Here is a 21,153-nt window from a genome sequence, read left to right as displayed (position 1 = left end):
TTTTGGTTCTTTACATATACTCAAACATCACTTTTGCGCATAACTGCAAACTGGTATCTTGCCTCCGCTCCGTTGGGAGTGCGCGGCCGTGCGCGCAGAATTGCCGAGGCAGTATCGGAGACTTCAGCAAGCGAAAAACGCAACTGGATCCGACCGGCCCAAGCCTGAGAACAGGACTTATATGTACGTATACGACGAGTACGATCAGCGGATCATCGAGGACCGCGTCAAGCAGTTCCGTGATCAGACCCGACGCTATCTGGCAGGCGAGCTGAGCGAAGAAGAATTCCGCCCCCTGCGCCTGCAAAATGGCCTTTATATCCAGCGCTTCGCGCCGATGCTGCGGGTGGCGGTGCCTTATGGCCAACTGACTTCGCGCCAGACGCGAATGATGGCCAAGATTGCCCGCGACTATGACAAGGGCTACGCCCACATCAGTACCCGGCAGAACGTGCAGTTCAACTGGCCGGCCCTGGAAGACATCCCGGACATCCTGGCTGAACTGGCGACCGTGCAGATGCACGCGATCCAGACCAGCGGCAACTGCCTGCGCAACGTCACCACCGACCAGTTCGCCGGTGTCGCGGCCGACGAGTTGATCGACCCGCGTCCGTGGTGCGAAATCGTCCGTCAGTGGACTACTTTCCACCCGGAATTCGCTTATTTACCGCGCAAGTTCAAAATCGCCATCAACGGTTCGACGTCCGACCGTGCGGCCATCGAAGTCCATGACATCGGCCTCGAGCCGGTGCACAACGCCGCGGGCGAACTGGGTTTCCGCGTGCTGGTCGGTGGCGGTCTGGGCCGTACTCCGGTGGTGGGCGCGTTCATCAACGAGTTCCTGCCATGGCAAGACCTGTTGAGCTACCTCGACGCCATCCTGCGGGTCTACAACCGCTACGGCCGTCGTGACAACAAGTACAAGGCGCGGATCAAGATTCTGGTCAAGGCCCTGACACCTGAAGTGTTCGCGCAAAAAGTCGACGCGGAAATGGAGCACCTTCGCGGTGGCCAGACCACATTGACCGATGCCGAAGTGCATCGTGTGGCCAAGCACTTCGTCGATCCGGACTACAAGGCGCTGGAAAACCAGAGCGCTGAACTGGCCGAACTCGACAAGCAGCACCCGGGATTCGCGCGCTGGCGCACCCGCAATACCCTGGCTCACAAGAAGCCAGGTTATGTCGCCGTGACCCTGTCCCTGAAGCCGACCGGTGTTGCACCAGGCGACATCACCGACAAGCAGCTCGACGCCGTCGCCGACCTGGCCGACCGTTACAGCTTCGGTCAGCTGCGCACGTCTCACGAGCAGAACATCATTCTGGCCGATGTCGAGCAGAGCCAGTTGTTCGCGATGTGGGGCGAGTTGCGCGAGCAAGGTTTCGCCACACCGAACATCGGCTTGCTGACCGACATCATCTGCTGCCCGGGCGGCGATTTCTGCTCCTTGGCCAACGCCAAGTCGATCCCGATCGCCGAGTCGATCCAGCGTCGCTTCGAAGATCTGGACTACCTGTTCGACATTGGCGAGCTGGACCTGAACATCTCTGGCTGCATGAACGCCTGTGGTCACCACCACGTCGGCCACATCGGCATTCTCGGGGTGGACAAGAAAGGCGAAGAGTTCTACCAGGTGTCCCTGGGTGGCAGCGCCAGTCGCGATGCGAGCCTGGGCAAGATCCTAGGCCCGTCCTTCGCCCAGGAAGCCATGCCTGACGTGATCGAGAAGCTGATCGACGTGTACATCGAACAACGTACCGAAGACGAGCGCTTCATCGACACCTATCAGCGTATTGGCATCGACCTCTTCAAGGAGCGCGTCTATGCAGCGAATAATTAAGAACAACGAAGTCGTCGACGAAACCTGGCACTTGCTGCCCAAAGATTTCAACATCGACGAGATCAGCAACTGCGACGACCTGATTGTCCCGCTGCAACTGTGGCGCGAACACAGCCGTATGCTCAAGGCCCGCGATGGCGGCCTGGGCGTATGGCTGGACGCCGATGAAGAAGCCGAAGAAATCGGTGACGACGTGGAAAACTTCCAAGTCATCGCCCTGAACTTCCCGGCCTTCACCGATGGCCGCAACTACTCCAACGCCCGTCTGCTGCGTGACCGTTATGGTTTCAAAGGCGAACTGCGGGCGATCGGCGATGTGCTGCGCGACCAGCTGTTCTACATGCGTCGCTGCGGTTTCGATGCCTTTGCATTACGCGCCGATAAAGACCCGTACGATGCCCTGGAAAGTCTCAAGGACTTCTCGGTGACCTATCAGGCCGCCACCGACGAACCGCTGCCGCTGTTCCGTCGCCGTTGATGTCCAGGCCTTGAACCCTTTGCGGGGTTCAAGGCCATCCTCTAGGCCTGCTCGGTGATCACCGGAAATGGCCGCCCCATCGTCACCCAATCGCGATAAAGCCTGGTCCGATTCTCCAGCGACATGAAAATCCCCCATGGATTTTCAGCATCGATCGCTGTGCCCTCGACCACCCGGTTCAGCCAGCGCCACAACTCGTCCGACGCCTGCGCCTCGCTCAACAGTCGCCAGACCCTCCCTTGCAACGCCAGATAGTCGACCTGAAAGTCCGCCGTCAGGCTGAGCCCATCGATGAGCCTCAGGAAACGACTGCCTGACGGCTTGACCGCCAATTGCTGCCAGATCATTCGCCTGGCTTGCCGCAGTGCTTCGTCACCCTCCTGCAACCACGCAACCGGATTGCCATAGTCGGCTCCTGGCGCGCTCAACCAAAGGTTGATCCCGGTGCGCTGTCGATGGCTGATCAGGCGTAGCAGCGTGTCTTCGTCCGTCAGCGGATTGCCCCAGAGCTTCACCCGATCCCGGGCAATGGCCTGGCTCAATACCGCCGGCGGAACCCGGGTGATCCGGTTGTCACGCAGGTCCAGCGACGTCAGGTAGGGCTCGTCCCGAATCCCGATCGGGCACGAACTGATCTCTGTTTTCCTCAAGTTCACCTCCCGCAGTTTGTCCATCCCTAACAACACAGGCGAAACACTCAGGGGATTTTCACTCAAGTCCAGTGATTGCAAGTTGATCAAGTCACGCAGTTGCGACGCCGTGTCCTCCCTGAATTTGAGAAACGTGTCTTTCAGATTCAACGTTGTGAGATGGCTCATTCGCGGGATCGCAGGCGGCAAAACACTCTCCAGCCCCTCCATGGCGTCAGATAGCCGCAGATCGACTTTCTCCAGACTCAATACCCGCAGATTGGGGAAAGACTCCAGGAACCCGTTCAAGCTCTCACGTTCCGTCAGGTGAAATCCGCGCATCGACAGTTCAATCATCTCGTTGAACTTGACGTTCATGATCGGCAAGCGGTGGTAGTCCTCGAACTCCAGATCCAGTTTGTATCCCGCTAACGCTTCGCCGGAATAGAGGCGATTGGCCTGCGGCGGGCACTTTTGCCAGATTGATATCAGCTCGTCAGCCAGTTCCATCCGGGTCTCGCGCTCGTACTCCATCGTGTACTGCACCAGCGCGACATTATGCTCGGCGATTTGCGCATGAGTCATGCCCACGGCGTCCTCGTCGCCGGCGGCCAGAAAGTCGAGGTCCATGTCATCGAGATCCAGTAGGGTCCGGTCAATCCAACTGGTCAAATCCGCACTCAATTGCTCAAACTGTTGCTTCAGAGCATCGAGGCGTGACTGAGCAGTTGCTCCGGCATGTTGCAGCCACTCATCGGCTTGCGCGTTGCTGAAGTCGGGATAGAGGTCCCTGACTTGCAGCCTCATCGTCTCGTGGGTCAATGCTGCGGCCTGCGGGGTTGTCGGAAAGCCGCCGCCCCTCAAGCCCTGCATTTCGAAAGGCAGCCCCCCGTCCAGTCTGCCCAGGCCCAGGCCGAACTCGGCGCGTGACAGCGTCCGGTCGCGGAGGTTGAGCTTCAGTTCGTTGGCCGGGTTCAGCGACTGCAACTGCAGCGCTGCCCGCTCATCCGCGGACAACACACCGATGACGGCCCCGTAAAAGTCCGTGCGCACGATGGCTTGGGCGGCCACATCGACGTATTGATAGTGATCGCCGATTTTGATCAAGCGACGACAAACAGCCGCATCAAGCGAACCGCAACGGTCCAGCACCCGACCTAGCAGCGAGCCGTCGAGCACCTCGATTCGCAGGTCTTTTGGCCATCCGGGCAGGTTTTTCAGCGAATGCAAGGCCAGCGTGTCCGAATCGGAATGGGCCACCGACCGCAGATAAAGGCCTTCGTAAGCTCGGGTAAGCCTCACATGCTGCTGGTACTGGCGGGCCTTGCTGTCCAGTTGTCTGAATACTCCCTTGACCTGGGTCGCATCCGGCGTCGCCGTGAACTCTACGCCACAGCGATCAAGCATTTGCTCCACCGCACTTTTCGGCAGGCCGGGATATTGCTGTTGAAACAATCGAACCCATTCATGCTCCGAGTGTTGGAGCGCCTGATAGCGAGCGTTGAACAACTCCACTCGCCGGGCCTGCAACGCCTCGCCCCCCTCAGCCTGCGTTTTGTCGATGGCCTCCACGACGTCCTGATCGATTTTGAAGCGGCTGATAGTGTCGGCCAACACAGGAGTGGGTCGACGACCGGCCTGCATCATTCGCAGCAGATCGTCATCAACAGCGCTGACCTTGCCGATTTGCGCCAGCACTTCGTCGCTGAAGGAATCCACCGGGGCGCCGATCCCTCGCAGCAGGCTCAGACGGGTCGGCATCTGCGCGCCCGACTCCAGGGCGGCGACATGAACGGACGGAGCGCCCACCGGCGTACCATCGAGCCGCACAGCGGGCTCCTCGACCCCGTGCTCGGCCCTGGCCAGTGCGGCGGCCTCGGCGCCTTCGCCTTTTAACGAAGCGACAGCCCCAGCCAGCGGCAGTGCATTGAGCAAGCCGAACACGGTTCGCGTCACGCCTTCGGAACGCTCACTGGCCGTTTTCCCCTCAATGGCCTCATGCAGACCGTAACCGGCGTCAATTAGCCCGGCCAGCACCAACAATCCCTCACCTCCGGGCACAAACAACGCCAGCGGCCCGAACTGGTTGATCCATTGCACGACCGGCTCGACGAAAGCGCTCAGATTGTCACGGTTGACCTGGGCATCGTCGCGGATGGTCTTGACGCTGTCCTGGGCGGCCTGCTTCATGGAACTCACCAACTGCGCAAAAGGGTCGGATGCGCTGGGTGAGCGATCAAAGTCGATGTAGTCATCCGGATCCCAATGGCCATCATCGTTGAAGAACCCGACATTCTTCGTCAGCCTGTGCATCCTGGGATAAACCCCCATGCCCTCCATCGCGGTCAGTACACCCGCATGAAAGGTGCCGTCCTCGCGATCCTCTTCAGAAAAGTGAGCCGCCAGTGCCTGTTTCGTATCAGCCACCCTGCCCTGCGCCACGATCCACTGACGCAACTGCCGACTATCGGTGAATTCGTGCAGCGGTGAAGAATTGCCGGGGATGTACAGCAGCACCCTGGAACCTGATCGCGCTCGAAAACACCAGATATCCGTCGCCGTATAACGGTACAGTTTCAACCGACTCGCCTCGACGCCGGGGGGCATTCTTGTCGGCGCCTGCAACTGCTTGATGGTCAGCGTTTCCCAGGTCTGCGCGGCGGGCAACCCGGCGGCTTGCATGGCGAGTTCCAGCCCCTTCCGGGACAGACACCGTTCTTGATATTGCAGCCGGGCCGCCATAACGAAAGCCGCCTTGACCGATGTCCTCAGGGCATAAGGACCGGGAGCGGCAATGACCGCGTCCGACGGCCAGGCCTGATCAAGATAAGTCTGGTATCGACGGGGAAGAAACACCCCCCAGACCCACTGCTTGAAATCGGCAGGCCGCAGATTGATTTGCGTGTGCGGGCCATAGGATTGCGGAACCGTGGCGCGGTAAATGCCTTCATAGGTGTCGTGATTGCCGTGGCCCACATAGGCAAACTCATCGACCTTTTCGACAATGCGCACCGACGGCCCGATGTCGGGCGGTGTGTACAGCCCAAACGCGGTTTCGCCGAAGCGCCCGTCACCCACCGTCTGATAATTGCCAAGCAGCGCCTGGATCAGGGAGCGAGAATTCCCCACCTGCCCCTGGTGGACACCGTTCTCAGGAGGATGCCCATGGTAGTTGTAGTCGAGCGTTACCAGCAGGGCCGTCTGCGGATCAATGTCGCCCCCCCACTTCTCCTTGATCAAGGACTCGCCAAACTGAGCGGGGGTTTGCGGTAGTGCGGTCTCCACCGCGGCCTTCAGTTCGTTACGTATCAGGACATTGGGCGTTGGGGCGTCGCCATGTGCGTGATCATTCATGTGCATTCCATTGCAAACTATTGGGAATCACCACATTACCCAGCCGCAACTCAAGCGTAAGTCGGAATGATCGGCAGGCCAGTTAGGACGTTTCGCAGAATCCGCAGGAAAGTGAACTGTCTGAAACGCCGGACGAAAAAAAACCGCGGAAATCCGCGGTTTGATTTTTTCCGGAGACGCCCGCCAGAGGCTTACCAGAAACGTTGCTGGGTCAAGCGGCTCCACCAGCTCAGCAATACGCGATCGACCGACCCGCTGGCCGCCATGCCGATGCGTTCCTGCAGGCTTTTGCGTTCGGCGTAATGCAGGTGATAGAGCTCGGACTGCTTGGCCCGTTCGGCCAGGTATTCATCGCTGGTCTTGAGTTCATCCACCAGTCGCTTGTCCAGGGCCGAGACGCCCAGCCAGATTTCACCCGTGGCCACTTCATCGATGGCCAGTTGTGGGCGATAGCGGGAAACGAAGTTCTTGAATAGCTGATGGGTGATGTCCAGGTCTTCCTGGAACTTCTCCCGGCCCTTCTCGGTGTTTTCGCCAAACACCGTCAAGGTGCGCTTGTACTCGCCGGCCGTCAGTACTTCAAAGTCGATGTCGTGCTTTTTCAGCAGGCGATTGACGTTGGGCAACTGCGCCACCACGCCGATCGAGCCGAGGATCGCGAATGGCGCACTGATAATTTTCTCGCCGATGCACGCCATCATGTAGCCGCCGCTGGCCGCGACCTTGTCGATGCACACGGTCAACGGCACGCCGGCTTCACGAATCCGCGCCAGTTGCGAAGACGCCAGGCCATAGCTGTGGACCATGCCGCCGCCGCTTTCCAGGCGCAGCACCACTTCATCCTTTGGCGTGGCGAGGGTCAGCAAAGCAGTGATTTCGTGGCGCAGGCTCTCAGTGGCCGACGCCTTGATGTCACCGTCGAAATCCAGCACGAACACCCGTGGTTTGGCCTCGGGTTTCTTCTTTTGCTTTTTCTCGGTTTTAGCCTGGGACTTGCGCAGGGCCTTGAGCTGATCCTTGTCGAGCAAGGTTTGCTCCAGGCGTTCACGCAGCCCTTTGTAAAAATCGTTGAGTTTGCTGACTTGCAGTTGGCCGGGCGATTTGCGCCGACCTTTGCTGCGCAACGCCGCAAAACTGGCCAGGACCACCAGAATGGCGATCACCAGGGTCACAGTCTTGGCCAGAAAAATGGCGTACTCGAACAAAAGCTCCACAGGGACTCCTTCACTACGATGCGCGGCATAAACACGCGCGGGATACCTCCAGCATACCCATCCGCCAGCCTGACGACCAGCCGTGAAACCTCGAGTGTCCTGTCTCACAAATACTGTTCCTTTTTGACGGCGTCCGTTGCCGTCATGCTGCATTGCCGCTCCTCGCCATAGCGGGCTATGACTCGTCGCGGCGCCTTGCCTGACGACAACAGTCACTCGTCAAAAGAGGAACGTATTTGTAAGACAGGACACTAGCAACAGGCCTGTAACGGGCATTTCAAACAAGCGTATGTTTTTTCATTGACAGCTCACCGCCATCCTCATAACCTCGCCAAACCTTCAACGTACCGGGATGACGCGGACGTGGGCAGCATCTACTTGATTCGACATGGCCAGGCCTCCTTTGGTGCAGACGACTATGACGTTCTGTCGCCGACCGGTATTCGCCAGGCAGAACTCCTCGGCCAGCACCTGGCCGAACTCGGTGTCAGCTTCGATCGCTGCCTGTCGGGCGACCTGCGCCGCCAGCAACACACCGCCAGCAGCGCGCTGGAACAATTCGCCGCCGTCGGTATGCCGGTGCCGGTGCTGGAAATCGATTCCGCCTTCAACGAATTCGACGCCGACGCGGTGATCCGTGCCCTGCTGCCGGCCATGTTGGAGGACGAGCCCCAAGCGCTGGATATCCTGCGCAACGCCGCACAAAACCGTGCTGAATTCCAACGCATCTTTGCCTTGATCATCGAGCGCTGGCTCGCCGGCACCTACGACACACCGGGCCTGGAGAGCTGGCTGGGTTTTGTCGAACGCGTGCAGGCCGGTCTGCATCGATTGCTCGAACAAGCCGACAACACCCAGAAAATCGCCGTGTTCACCTCCGGCGGTACCATCACTGCCCTGCTCCACCTTATTACGCAAATGCCCGCAAAGCAGGCCTTTGAACTGAACTGGCAAATCGTCAACACCTCGCTCAACCTGCTTAAGTTTCGTGGTCGCGAGGTGGCCCTGGCTTCCTTCAACAGTCATGCACACCTGCAACTGCTGAAGGCCCCGGAACTCATCACGTTTCGCTGAGTCCGGATTATTGTGACCCTGGCTGTAATCACCCAGCTCTAATTACCCAAGAAAGGATCGAACCATGACCTCCGTAGCTGATGCCGTACAAGCAATGAAAGCCAAGTTCAACCCAGCCGCCGCTGCCGGTCTGGACCTGGTATTCGGTTTCCGCATCGACGACACCAAGAACTTCTCGCTGATCGTCAAAGACGGCACCTGCGAACTGAAAGAAGGCGAGAACCCGGACGCCCAGGTCACTCTGGTAATGGACGGCGAAACCCTGGAAGGCATCGTCGACGGTTCGACCGACGGCATGCAAGCGTTCATGGGTGGCAAACTGCGCGCCGAAGGCGACATGATGCTGGCCATGAAACTGTCCGAGTTGTTCCCGGGCTAAGCACGCCGCTCCCGTCTCTCGGGAGCACGTCTGGCTGCAAACGAATCCCGCCCCTTGTGGCGGGATTCGTCGTTTTCGCCCTCGGAAAACGGCTATCTGTGGATTTGCCGACTATATTCCTTCTGGCCGCATGCGTCAGACATCGGCTGTTTGCCCTCGCCTCTTTTTTGAAGACTTTATGGGGAGCACTGCCATGAGTCCACCTGACGAGCACAACGACTTCAGTCGTCGCCGTGTACTGCAAGGCCTTTCGGCAGGTGCCGTCGGTGCCTGGGTCAGCCCACTATTCGCAGGGAGTAAAACCATGCCCGATGCCCCAGCCGATCTGATTCTGTACAACGGACGCCTGCACACCGTCGACCGCAAGAAACCCCAGGCCAGCGCCGTCGCGATCAAGGACGGGCGCTTCGTGGTGGTCGGCAGCGATGCCCAGGCCATGGCGCTGCAAGGCCCCGGCAGCCAGATCATCGACCTGCATGGCCGCACGGTGATTCCCGGCCTCAATGACTCTCACCTGCACTTGATCCGTGGCGGTCTGAACTACAACCTTGAACTGCGCTGGGAAGGCGTGCCGTCCCTGGCCGACGCCTTGCGCATGCTCAAGGATCAGGCCGATCGCACACCGACGCCGCAATGGGTGCGGGTGGTCGGTGGCTGGAACGAATTCCAGTTTGTCGAGAAGCGTCTGCCGACGATTGAAGAACTGAACAAGGCCGCGCCGGACACCCCGGTGTTCGTCCTGCACCTCTACGACCGCGCCCTGCTCAACCGTGCCGCGCTGAAAGTGGTCGGCTATACCCGCGACACGCCGAACCCGCCGGGTGGCGAGATCCAGCGCGATGCCAATGGCGACCCCACCGGCATGCTGATCGCCCGCCCCAACGCAATGATCCTCTACTCGACCCTGGCCAAGGGACCAAAATTACCGCTGGACTATCAGGTCAACTCGACCCGCCAATTCATGCGCGAACTCAATCGGCTGGGCGTGACCAGCGCCATCGATGCCGGCGGCGGTTATCAGAATTATCCAGACGATTATCAAGTCATCCAGCAACTGGCCAAAGACCAGCAGCTCACGGTGCGCATTGCCTACAACCTGTTCACTCAAAAACCCAAGGAAGAGCTGACCGATTTCAAAAACTGGACCAGCACTTCCCATTACGGTCAGGGCGATGACTTCCTGCGGCACAACGGTGCCGGGGAAATGCTGGTGTTCTCGGCAGCGGATTTCGAAGACTTCCTTGAGCCACGCCCCGACCTGCCGCAAACCATGGAGCAGGAGCTGGAACCGGTGGTGCGGCATCTGGTGGAACAGCGCTGGCCCTTCCGCCTGCACGCCACCTACAACGAATCCATCAGCCGCATGCTCGACGTGTTCGAGAAGGTCAATCGGGATATTCCATTCGACGGTTTGCCGTGGTTCTTCGACCATGCTGAAACCATCACCCCACGGAACATTGAACGAGTCAAAGCCCTGGGCGGCGGTATCGCTATCCAGGATCGCATGGCGTTTCAGGGCGAATACTTTGTCGACCGTTACGGCGCGAAGGCGGCTGAAGCGACACCCCCGATCGCGCGCATGCTCGCCGAGGGCGTGCCGGTGGGCGCCGGTACCGATGCCACGCGTGTTTCCAGCTACAACCCCTGGACCTCGCTGTACTGGCTAATCAGCGGCCGCACCGTCGGCGGGCTGGCGCTGTACCCGCAAGGCTTGAGCCGCGATACGGCGCTGGAACTGTTCACCCACGGCAGCGCCTGGTTTTCCTCGGAACAAGGCAAAAAGGGCCAGATCAAGGTCGGGCAACTGGCGGACCTGATTGCGCTGTCGGCGGATTACTTTCACATCGAAGACGAAGCCATCAAATGGATCGAGTCGGTGCTGACCATTGTCGACGGCAAGATCGTCCACGGTAGCGTCGAATTCGAAAAACTGGGGCCTCCACCCATCCCGGTGGTGCCTGAATGGTCGCCGGTGGTGAATGTACCGGGGCACTGGAAACCCCTGGCGCCACTGACCGCGCAAGTGCACCAGTGCGTGGGCGCTTGCGCGGTGCATGCCCACAGTCATGAACGGGCGCGGTTGTCCTCGGCACCGGTCAGTGACTTTCAAGGGTTCTGGGGGGCGTTTGGCTGTTCGTGTTTTGCGTTCTGAACAAAATATTTCCAAACACCATCCATCTAATGTGGGGGCGGGCTTGCTCGCGAAGGCAGCGTCACAGTCAGCATCAATGTTGCCTGACACACCGCTTTCGCGAGCAAGCCCGCTCCCACATTAAATCGCTGTTCAACCTTCTTTCCCGAAACACCCACTGACACAAGCTTGATCTCGATCAGTCGCTCACTCCCTCGCAATCACTACTATCGCGCTTCCATCGAAGGCCAAGGACGGCTCATTGGGAGCCTGCGGCCCATCATTCTCAAGGAAGAGTCAATCATGCGGTCATTGAAGATCATTCTGCTGGCGTCAGCATTCAACGGGCTGACCCAACGGGCCTGGCTGGATTTGCGTCAGGCCGGTCACTCGCCCAGCGTGGTGCTGTTCACCGATGCAGACGCGGTGTGCGAGCAAATCGAACACTCCGGCGCAGACCTGGTGATCTGCCCGTTTCTCAAGGAGCGGGTGCCGCAACAGTTGTGGAGCAGCCGCCAGCGTCCCGTGGTGATCATTCATCCAGGCATCGTCGGCGACCGTGGCGCCAGTGCGCTGGACTGGGCGATCACCCGCGAACTCAGCCGCTGGGGTGTGACCGCGTTGCAAGCGGTGGAGGAAATGGACGCCGGGGCGGTCTGGGCCACCTGTGAATTCAACCTGCCCCAAGACCTGCGCAAATCCGAGCTGTACAACGGACGCGTCAGCGATGCTGCAATCTCCTGCATCCGCGAAGTCGTGGAAAAATTCATCGCCGGTTTCGTTCCGGTGCCCTTGGATTACAACCAACGCCATGTGATTGGCCGCTTTCAGCCGAACATGAAGCAAGCCGACCGATCCTTCAGCTGGCACGACAGCTCGCGCTTCATCAAACGCTGCATCGATGCCGCCGACGGCCAGCCCGGCGTATTGGCGAGCCTGGCTGGCGCTCAGTACTACCTGTACGACGCTCACCTGGATTCGCGCAGCGGTACGCCGGGGGAGATTCTCGCGGTGCATGACGATGCGGTGCTGGTGGCGACCGGCGATACCAGCCTGTGGATCGGCTCGTTGCGACATAAACCCCAGCCCGGTGAAGAAACTTTCAAACGCCCGGCCCGGCATGTGCTCGCCGAACAGCTTGCGCAAGTGCCGACCCTTGATTGGTCGATCGCCTCCCGGCCCTTCAACAACGAACCCTATCAACCGATCCGCTATCGCGAATCGGGGCATGTCGGCGAGCTGACCTTCGAGTTTTATAACGGCGCCATGAGCACCGAACAGTGCCAGCGACTGGTGGAGGCCCTGCGCTGGGCCAAGTCCCGGGACACCCAAGTGCTGCTGATCAAGGGGGGGCGCGGCAGTTTTTCCAACGGCGTGCACCTCAACGTGATCCAGGCCGCAGCGGTTCCGGGGCTGGAAGCCTGGGCCAATATTCAGGCGATCGATGACGTCTGCCAGGAACTGCTCAGCGCCCGGCAACTGGTGGTCAGCGGCTTGACTGGCAATGCCGGGGCCGGCGGCGTGATGCTGGCGCTGGCTGCCGACATCGTCTTCGCCCGGTCCGACATCGTGCTCAATCCCCATTACAAAACCATGGGCCTGTACGGCTCCGAGTACTGGACCTACAGCCTGCCCCGCGCTGTCGGCCGGGTGATGGCGGAGAAGCTCACTGAAGACTGTCTGCCGATCAATGCCGCCCAAGCCTTGCAACTGGGCATGGTCCAGGAAATCGGCCCGCGCTGTCCCGACGAGTTTGGCCTGTGGTTGTTGCAGCGGGCCAATGGTGCGTTGAGTGATCCGGCGTATCAGGCGATACGTGAACGTAAAATCCAGCTCGATACTCAGCTGATGCAGCACTGTCGCAATGCCGAGCTGGAAGAGATGCAACTGGACATGGTGCAGAACCGCAAACAGTTTGCCGAGAAGTGCCGAAATTTTGTGTTAAAGCGCAAGGCATGTGGCACGCCGCAGCGGTTGGTGGCCGAATGGGCGGAGGTGAAGGAGGTTGAGTTGGCGGGTTGATTGTTTGGCACGAGGTGATTAGGGCGGACAGTGAAATCTGTGGCGAGGGAGCTTGCTCCCGTCCGGCTGCGCAGCAGTCGTAAACCATTCGATGGAGTGCATCTGAGGAACTGCAGTGGCAGGTTTGGGGCCGCTTCGCGCCCCAGCGGGAGCAAGCTCCCTCGCCACAGACGGTATCGCAAGACAAATGCTGCTCTTACAATGCCCGCACCTCCCACATCGGCCTGCCCATGGACATCGACCTCGCCCGCACCTTTCTGGAAATCGTCCGTCACGGCAGCCTGGCCGCGGCGGCTGAAAAACTGCACGTCACCCAGACCGCCATCACCGCCCGGGTGCAGAAGCTCGAAAGTCAGCTCGGCAGCACGCTGTTCGTACGCAACCGTGCCGGGGCGCGCCTGACACCGAACGGTGAGGCCTTTGTGGTTTACGCCAATCAACTGGTGCAGACCTGGGAAGCAGCGCGCCGGGACTTGCCGCTGCCCGAGGGCTACCGCGACGTGCTGCACATCGGTGGCGAGGTCAGTCTGTGCAACCCGTTAATGCTCAGTTGGGCCGGCGAGTTGCGCGAGAAAATTCCCAGCCATGCCCTGCGCATGGAAATCCGCGACGGCGAGAACCTGCTGCGCCAACTGGAGCTGGGGGTGCTGGATGCGGCGCTGGTCTATCAGCCCGAGTACTGGCCACGCCTGCAAGTGGAGCAGGTGCTGGAAGAAAAACTCATCCTGGTACGCCTGGCCGGACAACCCGATCCTTACGTGTACATCGATTGGGGCCCGGACTTCCGTCGTCAGCACGATGCCGCACTGCCGGAAAAAGCCAAGGCGGCCTTGAGCTTCAACCTCGGCCCGCTGGCCTTGCAATACATCCTGGAAAACGGCGGCAGCGGCTATTTCCGCACCCGTGTGGTCCAGAGCTACCTGGAAAGCGGCGTGCTGGAGCCAGTGCCCAAAGCCCCGGAGTTCAGCTATCCGACCTACCTGGTTTACTCCCGGGATCGCGACTCGGCGACCCTGCAACGAGCCTTCGATCTGCTGCGCGAAGTGATCAAGACGGACGACGACTGGTCCCAGCGCTGGAACCCCTTGACCTGACGCCAGGCGTCTCGCACCGGAGCATGGCGCATGTGGCCTCAAGGTTGGGCCAGCCTCTGCGGCGGGATCGACTAATCTGCTGGTTATAACAATAACCACAGGTGAACGCAGTGAGGCAGACCACCGAAGCATTCCGCGCGCGCTACCGTGCCGATATTCATCCGCTCTACAACCCCTGGCTGCATGGCGCCTTTGTGTTGCTGTTCGGGTTGCTGGCCATCGGCGCGTTCTGGAGCACGGTGCATCAGGTACAACTCCTGGAATGGCTGGCGGTGCCGCTGACCCTGTTGTTCTTCAATTTCGGCGTCTACGTCGTGCATCGGCATCTGGGGCACCACAAAAAGCGCCTGGCACGGATGTTCTACGCCCGTCACGCCGGTGACCATCACAGCTTTTTCACCCCCGGGCACATGGCCTACGACAGCGCCCGCGACTGGCGGGTGATTCTGTTTCCGGCCTGGCTGATTGTGTTGCACACCCTCGTCATCACCGCACCCGCGTGGTGGCTGCTGGCGCAGCTCAATGGCAACATCGCAGGACTGTTTGGCGGCTGCATGGTCCTCGGTTACCTGACCTATGAAGTGTTCCATGCCTGCGAACATCTACCACCCGCCAACCCGCTGACACGTCTGCCGTGGATTCGCCAGATGCGCCGTCTGCACGAACTGCACCATCGCCGTGAGCGGATGCAGGAGCGCAATTTCAATATCGTGTTTCCACTGATGGATTACCTGTTCGGCACCCTGTACTGGGAACCGGAACAAGCGCCTCCACACCTGATGAGAACGCCCACTCGCCTGCAGCACGTGGTCGACATCGCTGGAAATCCGCTCGCCGTACTCGCCTACGCCAGCACGGCGACGCGTTGGCCGGAGTGGCATCCGTCCTCCCTCAAGGTCGATGGCCAGAGCGGTCCGTTGTATGCCGGGACGCGGTTCGAGGAAGACATTCGGGCCGGCGGGCGTGAGGGGCATTTGCGCTGGGAGGTCGACGAATACCTGCCTGGTCGCCGCTGGAGCGCTCGGGCCCGGGGCGATCATGGACTGTCGCTGGTGGTGACTTACGAGTGCGAGGCTTTTGGCGACGACACGCGGTTTGTCCGCAACCTGGAATATTGCTTCAGCGGTGTGATGATGCGCATCGCCAATCGATTGTTGCTCAAGCGGCGCATCGAGCGTGAATCGGCGCAATCGATGCTGGCGTTACGCGAGATGGCGCAAAAGCATCTGGCACTGACAGGAGTCACCGTGTGAAAAGAGCCCTCAAGGTTCGGCATTTATTGTTGCTGTTGATCATTTTGATTGGCGGCTTCCTGTTGTTATTACCCACCAAAGTTCAGCCGATCGCCTGGAGACCGTCACCGGCGCCCTCCCTCATCGATGGCATCTACACCGACAATCAGCGCCTCAAAGGCGTAGAACGTGTCGGTGCCGCTGATATCGACGGCCCGGAGGCGTTGCTGCTGGAGGAAGATGCTCTCATCACCGGTCTACATGACGGCCGGTTGATTCGCACCAGCCTCGATGGCAAGACCACCAAGGTGCTGGCCGATACCGGGGGCAGGCCATTGGGCCTGGCGCGGCACCCCAATGGTTTGCTGGTGATCGCCGACGGGGTCAAGGGTTTGCTGTCGCTCGATGCTCAGGGCCGTGTGATTGCATTGAGCACCACGGCCAACAACGTGCCCTTTGGTTTAACCGATGACGTGGCCATCGACAAGCCCGGGCATTATGCCTATTTCAGCGATGCTTCCAGCCGTTGGGGTTACGGCAAGGATGGCGAGGCAATCATCGAGCACGGCGGCGACGGTCGATTGCTGCGTTATGACTTCCAGACCGGTACAACGACGGTCTTGCTGGATAAGCTGGAGTTCGCCAACGGTGTGACCCTGGGGCCTGACGATGCGTTTGTGCTGGTCAACGAAACCGGCGCCTATCGCATCAGTCGCTATTGGCTGACCGGGCCGAAAGCCGGAACCCACGATCTGTTCATCGACAATTTGCCAGGGCTGCCGGACAACCTGGCATTCAATGGCCGCGACCGTTTCTGGGTGGCGCTGTATGCACCGCGCAATGCACTGCTCGACGCCACGGCGCCCTATCCTCTGGTACGCAAAATGATCGTGCGCGCGCTGACGATCCTGCCCAAACCGGTGGAGAGCCGCGCCTTCGCCCTCGGCCTGGACCTCGACGGTAAAGTGATTGCCAATCTGCAGGACGCCAGCAGCGGCAACTACTCACCCATCACCACCGTGCGCGAGTATGGGGACTGGTTGTATCTGGGGTCGCTGAAAGCGCGGCACATGGCGCGTTTGCCGTTGAGTACGGCATTGCAGTAGTCACGGTGATCAAACTGTGGGAGCGGGCTTGCTCGCGAAGGCGGACTGACATTCAACATCTGACATGGCCTCATTCGCGAGCACGTCCGCTCCCACATTAGATTCAGGTTCGTTCTGGAGAGTTTTGGATGGGGCACCTCGCAGGGAGCCGCAACGTCGGGCCCTGATCGTGCGAGGTGCCGGTATTTATCCCGTTGCAATTTTCAGTCACCGGTCGTCGGTGATTCTGCATAGCGTCTCAGGACGGCGTCTGAAGTCGTTCAACGATCTTGTTCTTGACCTGAACGCGCTTCTCTTTGAGCTTCTTCAGCGTCTCGTCGCTGGGCGCATCTGATTGTGCGGACTCGGCCTTCACCACCTCCTCGTCCACCTGCGAATATTTGTTGATCAGTGAATCCAGTAACGGATCCTTGGTGCGTTTTTGCTGGATCACTTCCTTTGTAAGTTTCAGATCCTGATACAGATCATGAGTCACCGGCATGGAACACCTCCGTTTGTTAATCGGTAGCAAACGCGATCGATTGCGCTCACCAGCTATCAGAATGGCCTTGCTTACCCTGTTCTGTCGACCGCCTATCAGACCAGCGGTGTCCGTTCGTCATCCTGTCGCAAATGCGATAAAACCTTTGCCCAATCGTCCGCCTCCATTGAATAACGATCACCCGGATCGCTCATGAAAACCTGTGTGGAGAATGACCGATGGACGGATTCAATCTGCGTCACCTCGCCTTGGCCGTTGCCTTGAGCACCAGCATGGGCACGGCTTTTGCTGCCACTTCCAACGACTTCGTCGACGACGCAGCCGAGGGAGGCATCGCGGAAGTCGAGACCGGCAAACTGGCCCTGGAAAAAAGCTCATCGGCCGACATCAAGGCGTTCGCCAATATGATGGTCACCGATCATACCAAGGCCAATGAAGAACTGGCGGCCCTGGCGAAAAAGCATGACATCGAGATGCCGGACACGACGACGGTGGTCAAACAGGCCAAGGAAAAAATTCTCGACCTGCGCGATGAATCCTTCGACACGGCCTATGCCAACAATCAGGTAAAGGCTCACGAAGAAGCCATTGAACGGTTCAAAAAAGAAGCCAACACGGTGACGGACGACAAAGAGAAAGGCGCCACCGAGCTGAAGGCGTTCGCGAAAAAAATGTTGCCTGCGCTGGAAAAACACCTGGATATGGCAAAAAAACTCCAGGCGGCTCACCCCGATAAATAATCCCAAGCCTTGATGTCAGGTTCGGAACCTGTGGGAGCGGGCCTGTGACGAGGGGGCAAGCCCCATATGCGCTAACCAAAACTCAAGAGATAGTAGAAACTGATAGCCAAACTAAGGAAGCAACAGGGAAAACAAGGGTGACACAAAGACTGGATGAAGATTGGCCGAAGCTGTTGGGGCTATTGCCGCAGGGATGGGAAGCCAAGGCAAAAGAGCTGGGGGCGCTGAAGTTTGGTCGCCGGTTCAGCGGTCCGGAAAGCTTATTGCGCACGTTATTGATGTATCTGAGCACTGATTGCTCGATGGTCGAAACGGTGGAACGCGCTCGCGCAGGGGACTGGGTGGAGCTGTCGGACGTTGGCCTGCTTAAAAGAATCAATAAATCGGGTGCATGGCTGGGCTGGATCACGGAACAGTTGATCGAGCAGTCACCGACTGTGGCGATGAACTGTCCGGCGCTGCAGGGGCGCAGGTTGCTTGCCGCTGATGGCAGTGTCGTGGCAGAGCCCGGCGCAGTCACCTCGACATGGCGTCTGCATTACACGATGGACATCCGCACGCTACGTTGCTGCGAAGTGCAGGTGACCTCGGCCAAAACAGGTGAATCGTTGACCCAGTTTGCGGTGCAACCGGGCGATGTGTTCATCGCGGACCGAGGGTTTGCCAATCGACGAGGGGTTAATCACGTACTGGATGAGGGTGGCGACATCCTGGTACGGATGAATCTGAGCAGCCTGCCGCTGATGGATGAGCACGGATCGCCCTTTGAACAGCTACCGCAGTTACGCACCTTGCAGGCTGGGCAAACGAGCGAGTGGCCAGCCGTGATGCAAGGTTCCAAGGGCGATGTTGCGGTACGCGTGTGTGCGTATCGCAAGACGGACGAGCAAAGGATCGAAAGCGAGCGCAAGTTAAAGAAACATGCGCAGAAAAAGCAAAAGAAGCCCCAGCAGGCGCAGACGGTGGAAGCCGCAGGCTACGTGGTGGTGGTCACGACGTTGGACGGCCTGAATGCGCAAGAGGTCTTGGCCCTTTACCGGCACCGCTGGCAGGTAGAGTTAGCGTTCAAGCGGATGAAGTCATTGCTGGGGTTGTCACGCTTGAGAAAGAAAAACCCGGAAGGCGCCAAGGCTTGGCTGCAAGGGAAACTACTGGTGGCTTGCCTGATTGAACGATTGATCGTAGCAGGCGAGCATTTTTCCCCTGTCAAAGGGGATGTGTGCACAGGGGGAGGTCGCGCAGCGGCGTTGTCGCTGGCGTGAAATGGCTTTTATCCATTGGCTGCTCTGTAGCGTGATCAGTCCTTGTTTGTCGTTGTTTGCTTGTCTTGAGAAATGGACTGACATCACTCAAGCACTGCGCGAATCCCCGCGAAAAAAGCGGGGATATCAGCAAGACGAACTATGGGGCGAGAGGTTTGCTTAGCGCATATGGGGGCAAGCCCCCTTGCCACACAAGCCCCACAAGGGTTCCGGGGAGATTATTGATCCGCGGTCTGCATCCCGGCGCGGGTGGGTTTGCCCAAGGCATGGGCGAAGAACCGTCCGGCTTCGGAAATCATGTTGCGGTGAATATCCTTGCGGTCGACGCCGTCGGCATCGGTGCACAGTGCCGGCATGGCGGCGATCTGTTCTTCGTTGCACGGCGCCATGAATACGAAGTGCCCTGCCCCGGCCAGCAATTTGAAGTCCGGTGCGGTCGGCAGTTTGCGCGCAAGCGCTGCGGCATTTTTGTCGAACGCCACCAGTTTGTCACCATCGCCGCTGTAGAGCAGCACCGGCACATGCACGTCGGCCAGGGTATGGCGGCCGAACTTCAGGCTCAGCGGCGCCATTAGCAACAAGGCATGCACGCGCGGGTCCGCCACTGGCTGCAAGTCATCACGATCGACGATCAGTTCACCTTGCGTGTTGCAGGCATCGTGATCATCCGGGCGCTCCTGGCAATAACGGCGCAGGCGATCCAGATCCGGAGTGGCGCCGGACAGGATCAACGCAGTCTCACCACCCGCCGAATAGCCAATCACCCCGACCTGCTGGGCATTGACGAAAGGCGCGAGCATCCGGTCGCCCAAGGTCGCGGTAATGGCTTCGGAAATCTGGATCGGCCGACCATAAAGGTTGCTCAAGGTGCCGAGGCGGCTGTGGTCTTTGGAGTTGTCGCCGGGATGGATCACCGCCACCACCACAAAGCCCTTGCGTGCCAATGAGGTGGCGAGGTCGTGCAGGGCCAGCGGGGTTCCGGTGTTGCCGTGGGACAGCATCAGCATCGGGAAACGCCCGATGGCGACTTTGGTGTCTTCACCGGCTTCGACCGTGTAGCCCTCGAGCGTGCTGAAATGTTCCTTTTCACTGGAGGGGTAAAAAGCGATGGCGCGCATCGGCTGCAAGTCCAGCGGATCGAGGAACGTCATCTCATGGAAACCGACGCTCCAGTGAGGATGCGGCGCAGAAGCGGCATGCACCAAACTCAGACTGCCTAGCAGGCAAATCAGTAGCGTTGCACAAAGACGCACCATGGGATGCCCCACCCTGTTACCGGACTGCAGATAGTAGCCCTCGACTGCATAACCTGGGCCAGAAACTGATAACCGCCAGAAACAAAAAACTCCGTACCTGGCCATCACGATGACCAGAATACAGAGTTTCAGGGGTATTGCCTGCGCTGTTTGACGTCGTTACGCAAGCCTTACGCGGCGGCGAACAATTGCTCGCTGATCTGCGCCTGTGCGTCGCTCATGGCTTTGCTGCGCACTTCATCACCGTAAGCCAGGCCATGGGCGCGGACGAACTCGATGTCGGTGATGCCGAGGAAACCGAACAGCACCTTCAAGTAGTCTTCGTGAGCAGTGCCGGTCGGTTGGCCAGCGTGCAAACCGCCAGCCGTCGAAACGATCACCACTTTTTTGCCGCCGCACAGGCCTTCAGGGCCGGCTTCGGTGTAGCGGAAAGTCTGACCGGCCACGGCGATGCGGTCGATCCAGGCCTTGAGTTGGGTCGGGATGGTGAAGTTGTACATCGGCGCGGCAATCACGACGGCGTCGGCGGCGAGGAATTCAGCCAGAGTCTGGGCGCTCAGATCGGCTTCATGCTGTTGCGCGGCGTTGCGCAGTTCAGCGGCGGTGCCAGCGGCAACCAGGGTGGTGGCGGAGAAATGGCTGATAGCATCGGCAGCCAGGTCGCGGTAAGTCACCACGACGCCAGGCTCGGCGGCTTGCCAGGTTTTGACGACTTCGCCGCTCAACTGACGGGAAGCCGAGTTGTCACCCAGAATGCTCGAATCGATATGCAGTAATTTCATGTGGGATCTCCAAGGTGAGGATCGCCCCCGGCGATCTGATGGACACAATCCTACCGATGAAACCAATAGCTGATTAGTT

At 59.4% G+C, this 21,153-nt stretch carries 16 protein-coding genes; 11 read left to right on the top strand and 5 right to left on the bottom strand.

The window, feature by feature from the left end; translation table 11 throughout:
• Positions 1 to 181 precede the first annotated feature (181 nt).
• Both PSH65_RS13570 and PSH65_RS13565 read left to right on the top strand, forming a co-directional pair.
• Entirely contained in the window at positions 182 to 1,840 is a 1,659-nt protein-coding gene (locus tag PSH65_RS13570; RefSeq protein WP_305426640.1) for a nitrite/sulfite reductase, read from the top strand.
• Positions 1,824 to 2,318: a DUF934 domain-containing protein gene (locus tag PSH65_RS13565; protein ID WP_305426639.1), complete on the top strand. Its 495-nt coding sequence runs from the start codon at positions 1,824 to 1,826 to the stop codon at positions 2,316 to 2,318. Before PSH65_RS13570 ends, PSH65_RS13565 begins: the two co-directional genes overlap by 17 nt.
• 41 nt (positions 2,319 to 2,359) lie before the next feature.
• Here PSH65_RS13565 and PSH65_RS13560 read toward each other — a convergent pair whose 3' ends face one another.
• Positions 2,360 to 6,301, bottom strand: a complete 3,942-nt coding sequence (locus tag PSH65_RS13560) for a dermonecrotic toxin domain-containing protein (RefSeq protein ID WP_305426638.1) — start codon at positions 6,299 to 6,301, stop codon at positions 2,360 to 2,362.
• Between the two features lie 191 nt (positions 6,302 to 6,492).
• The gene (gene sohB / locus PSH65_RS13555; protein ID WP_305426637.1) at positions 6,493 to 7,515 is read right to left on the bottom strand and encodes a protease SohB; all 1,023 of its coding nucleotides are present in this window, start codon (positions 7,513 to 7,515) and stop codon (positions 6,493 to 6,495) included.
• A 363-nt stretch (positions 7,516 to 7,878) separates the two neighbouring features.
• Here sohB and PSH65_RS13550 point away from each other — a divergent pair, with 363 nt between their 5' ends.
• From PSH65_RS13550 to PSH65_RS13520, 7 genes are all read left to right on the top strand, one after another.
• Entirely contained in the window at positions 7,879 to 8,589 is a 711-nt protein-coding gene (locus PSH65_RS13550) for a histidine phosphatase family protein (protein ID WP_305426636.1), read from the top strand.
• Between the two features lie 64 nt (positions 8,590 to 8,653).
• Positions 8,654 to 8,968: an SCP2 sterol-binding domain-containing protein gene (locus PSH65_RS13545; RefSeq protein ID WP_305426635.1), complete on the top strand. Its 315-nt coding sequence runs from the start codon at positions 8,654 to 8,656 to the stop codon at positions 8,966 to 8,968.
• Between the two features lie 304 nt (positions 8,969 to 9,272).
• Complete coding sequence (locus tag PSH65_RS13540; protein ID WP_305426986.1) at positions 9,273 to 11,120, top strand: amidohydrolase; 1,848 nt, start codon at positions 9,273 to 9,275, stop codon at positions 11,118 to 11,120.
• Between the two features lie 282 nt (positions 11,121 to 11,402).
• A complete protein-coding gene (locus tag PSH65_RS13535) occupies positions 11,403 to 13,121 on the top strand; it encodes a hydrogenase maturation protein (protein ID WP_305426634.1) in 1,719 nt (572 codons plus the stop codon).
• A gap of 230 nt (positions 13,122 to 13,351) precedes the next feature.
• Entirely contained in the window at positions 13,352 to 14,215 is an 864-nt protein-coding gene (locus tag PSH65_RS13530; RefSeq protein ID WP_007898206.1) for a LysR family transcriptional regulator, read from the top strand.
• Positions 14,216 to 14,325: 110 nt separating this feature from the next.
• A complete protein-coding gene (locus PSH65_RS13525) occupies positions 14,326 to 15,468 on the top strand; it encodes an SRPBCC family protein (RefSeq protein WP_305426633.1) in 1,143 nt (380 codons plus the stop codon).
• Positions 15,465 to 16,553 carry an SMP-30/gluconolactonase/LRE family protein gene (locus PSH65_RS13520; protein ID WP_305426632.1) on the top strand — a complete coding sequence of 363 codons (1,089 nt, stop codon included), beginning with the start codon at positions 15,465 to 15,467 and terminating at the stop codon, positions 16,551 to 16,553. The genes PSH65_RS13525 and PSH65_RS13520 overlap by 4 nt, the downstream gene beginning before the upstream one ends.
• Positions 16,554 to 16,791: 238 nt before the next feature.
• Here PSH65_RS13520 and PSH65_RS13515 read toward each other — a convergent pair whose 3' ends face one another.
• Positions 16,792 to 17,034, bottom strand: coding sequence for a DUF465 domain-containing protein (locus PSH65_RS13515; protein ID WP_305426631.1), 243 nt, complete (start codon positions 17,032 to 17,034; stop codon positions 16,792 to 16,794).
• Positions 17,035 to 17,252: 218 nt separating this feature from the next.
• On the opposite strand from PSH65_RS13515, the gene PSH65_RS13510 reads away from it, so the two are divergent.
• Both PSH65_RS13510 and PSH65_RS13505 read left to right on the top strand, forming a co-directional pair.
• Positions 17,253 to 17,774 (top strand): DUF4142 domain-containing protein, encoded by a 522-nt coding sequence (locus PSH65_RS13510; protein ID WP_305426630.1) that lies wholly within the window; start codon positions 17,253 to 17,255, stop codon positions 17,772 to 17,774.
• Positions 17,775 to 17,911: 137 nt separating this feature from the next.
• Complete coding sequence (locus tag PSH65_RS13505; protein ID WP_305426629.1) at positions 17,912 to 19,036, top strand: IS4 family transposase; 1,125 nt, start codon at positions 17,912 to 17,914, stop codon at positions 19,034 to 19,036.
• A gap of 218 nt (positions 19,037 to 19,254) precedes the next feature.
• Here the strand turns inward: PSH65_RS13505 and PSH65_RS13500 are convergent, their stop codons facing one another.
• Positions 19,255 to 20,292, bottom strand: a complete 1,038-nt coding sequence (locus tag PSH65_RS13500) for a dienelactone hydrolase (protein ID WP_305426628.1) — start codon at positions 20,290 to 20,292, stop codon at positions 19,255 to 19,257.
• 170 nt (positions 20,293 to 20,462) lie between these two features.
• Positions 20,463 to 21,074, bottom strand: a complete 612-nt coding sequence (locus PSH65_RS13495) for an FMN-dependent NADH-azoreductase (RefSeq protein ID WP_305426627.1) — start codon at positions 21,072 to 21,074, stop codon at positions 20,463 to 20,465.
• Positions 21,075 to 21,153: the final 79 nt, after the last annotated feature.

It is taken from the genome of Pseudomonas sp. FP603 (assembly GCF_030687415.1).
In the GTDB taxonomy this organism is placed as follows: domain Bacteria; phylum Pseudomonadota; class Gammaproteobacteria; order Pseudomonadales; family Pseudomonadaceae; genus Aquipseudomonas; species Aquipseudomonas wuhanensis.
The sequence above is the reverse complement of the archived record's forward strand: the minus strand, read 5'-3'. Positions and strand labels throughout refer to the sequence as shown.

Coding starts and splice junctions, on each gene's coding strand:
- PSH65_RS13495 (WP_305426627.1), bottom strand. CDS start 21,074: ATGAAATTACTGCATATCGATTCGAGCATTCTGGGTGACAACTCGGCT.
- PSH65_RS13515 (WP_305426631.1), bottom strand. CDS start 17,034: ATGCCGGTGACTCATGATCTGTATCAGGATCTGAAACTTACAAAGGAA.
- PSH65_RS13565 (WP_305426639.1), top strand. CDS start 1,824: ATGCAGCGAATAATTAAGAACAACGAAGTCGTCGACGAAACCTGGCAC.
- PSH65_RS13560 (WP_305426638.1), bottom strand. CDS start 6,301: ATGAATGATCACGCACATGGCGACGCCCCAACGCCCAATGTCCTGATA.
- PSH65_RS13540 (WP_305426986.1), top strand. CDS start 9,273: ATGCCCGATGCCCCAGCCGATCTGATTCTGTACAACGGACGCCTGCAC.
- PSH65_RS13535 (WP_305426634.1), top strand. CDS start 11,403: ATGCGGTCATTGAAGATCATTCTGCTGGCGTCAGCATTCAACGGGCTG.
- PSH65_RS13500 (WP_305426628.1), bottom strand. CDS start 20,292: ATGGTGCGTCTTTGTGCAACGCTACTGATTTGCCTGCTAGGCAGTCTG.
- PSH65_RS13510 (WP_305426630.1), top strand. CDS start 17,253: ATGGACGGATTCAATCTGCGTCACCTCGCCTTGGCCGTTGCCTTGAGC.
- PSH65_RS13545 (WP_305426635.1), top strand. CDS start 8,654: ATGACCTCCGTAGCTGATGCCGTACAAGCAATGAAAGCCAAGTTCAAC.
- PSH65_RS13530 (WP_007898206.1), top strand. CDS start 13,352: ATGGACATCGACCTCGCCCGCACCTTTCTGGAAATCGTCCGTCACGGC.
- PSH65_RS13570 (WP_305426640.1), top strand. CDS start 182: ATGTACGTATACGACGAGTACGATCAGCGGATCATCGAGGACCGCGTC.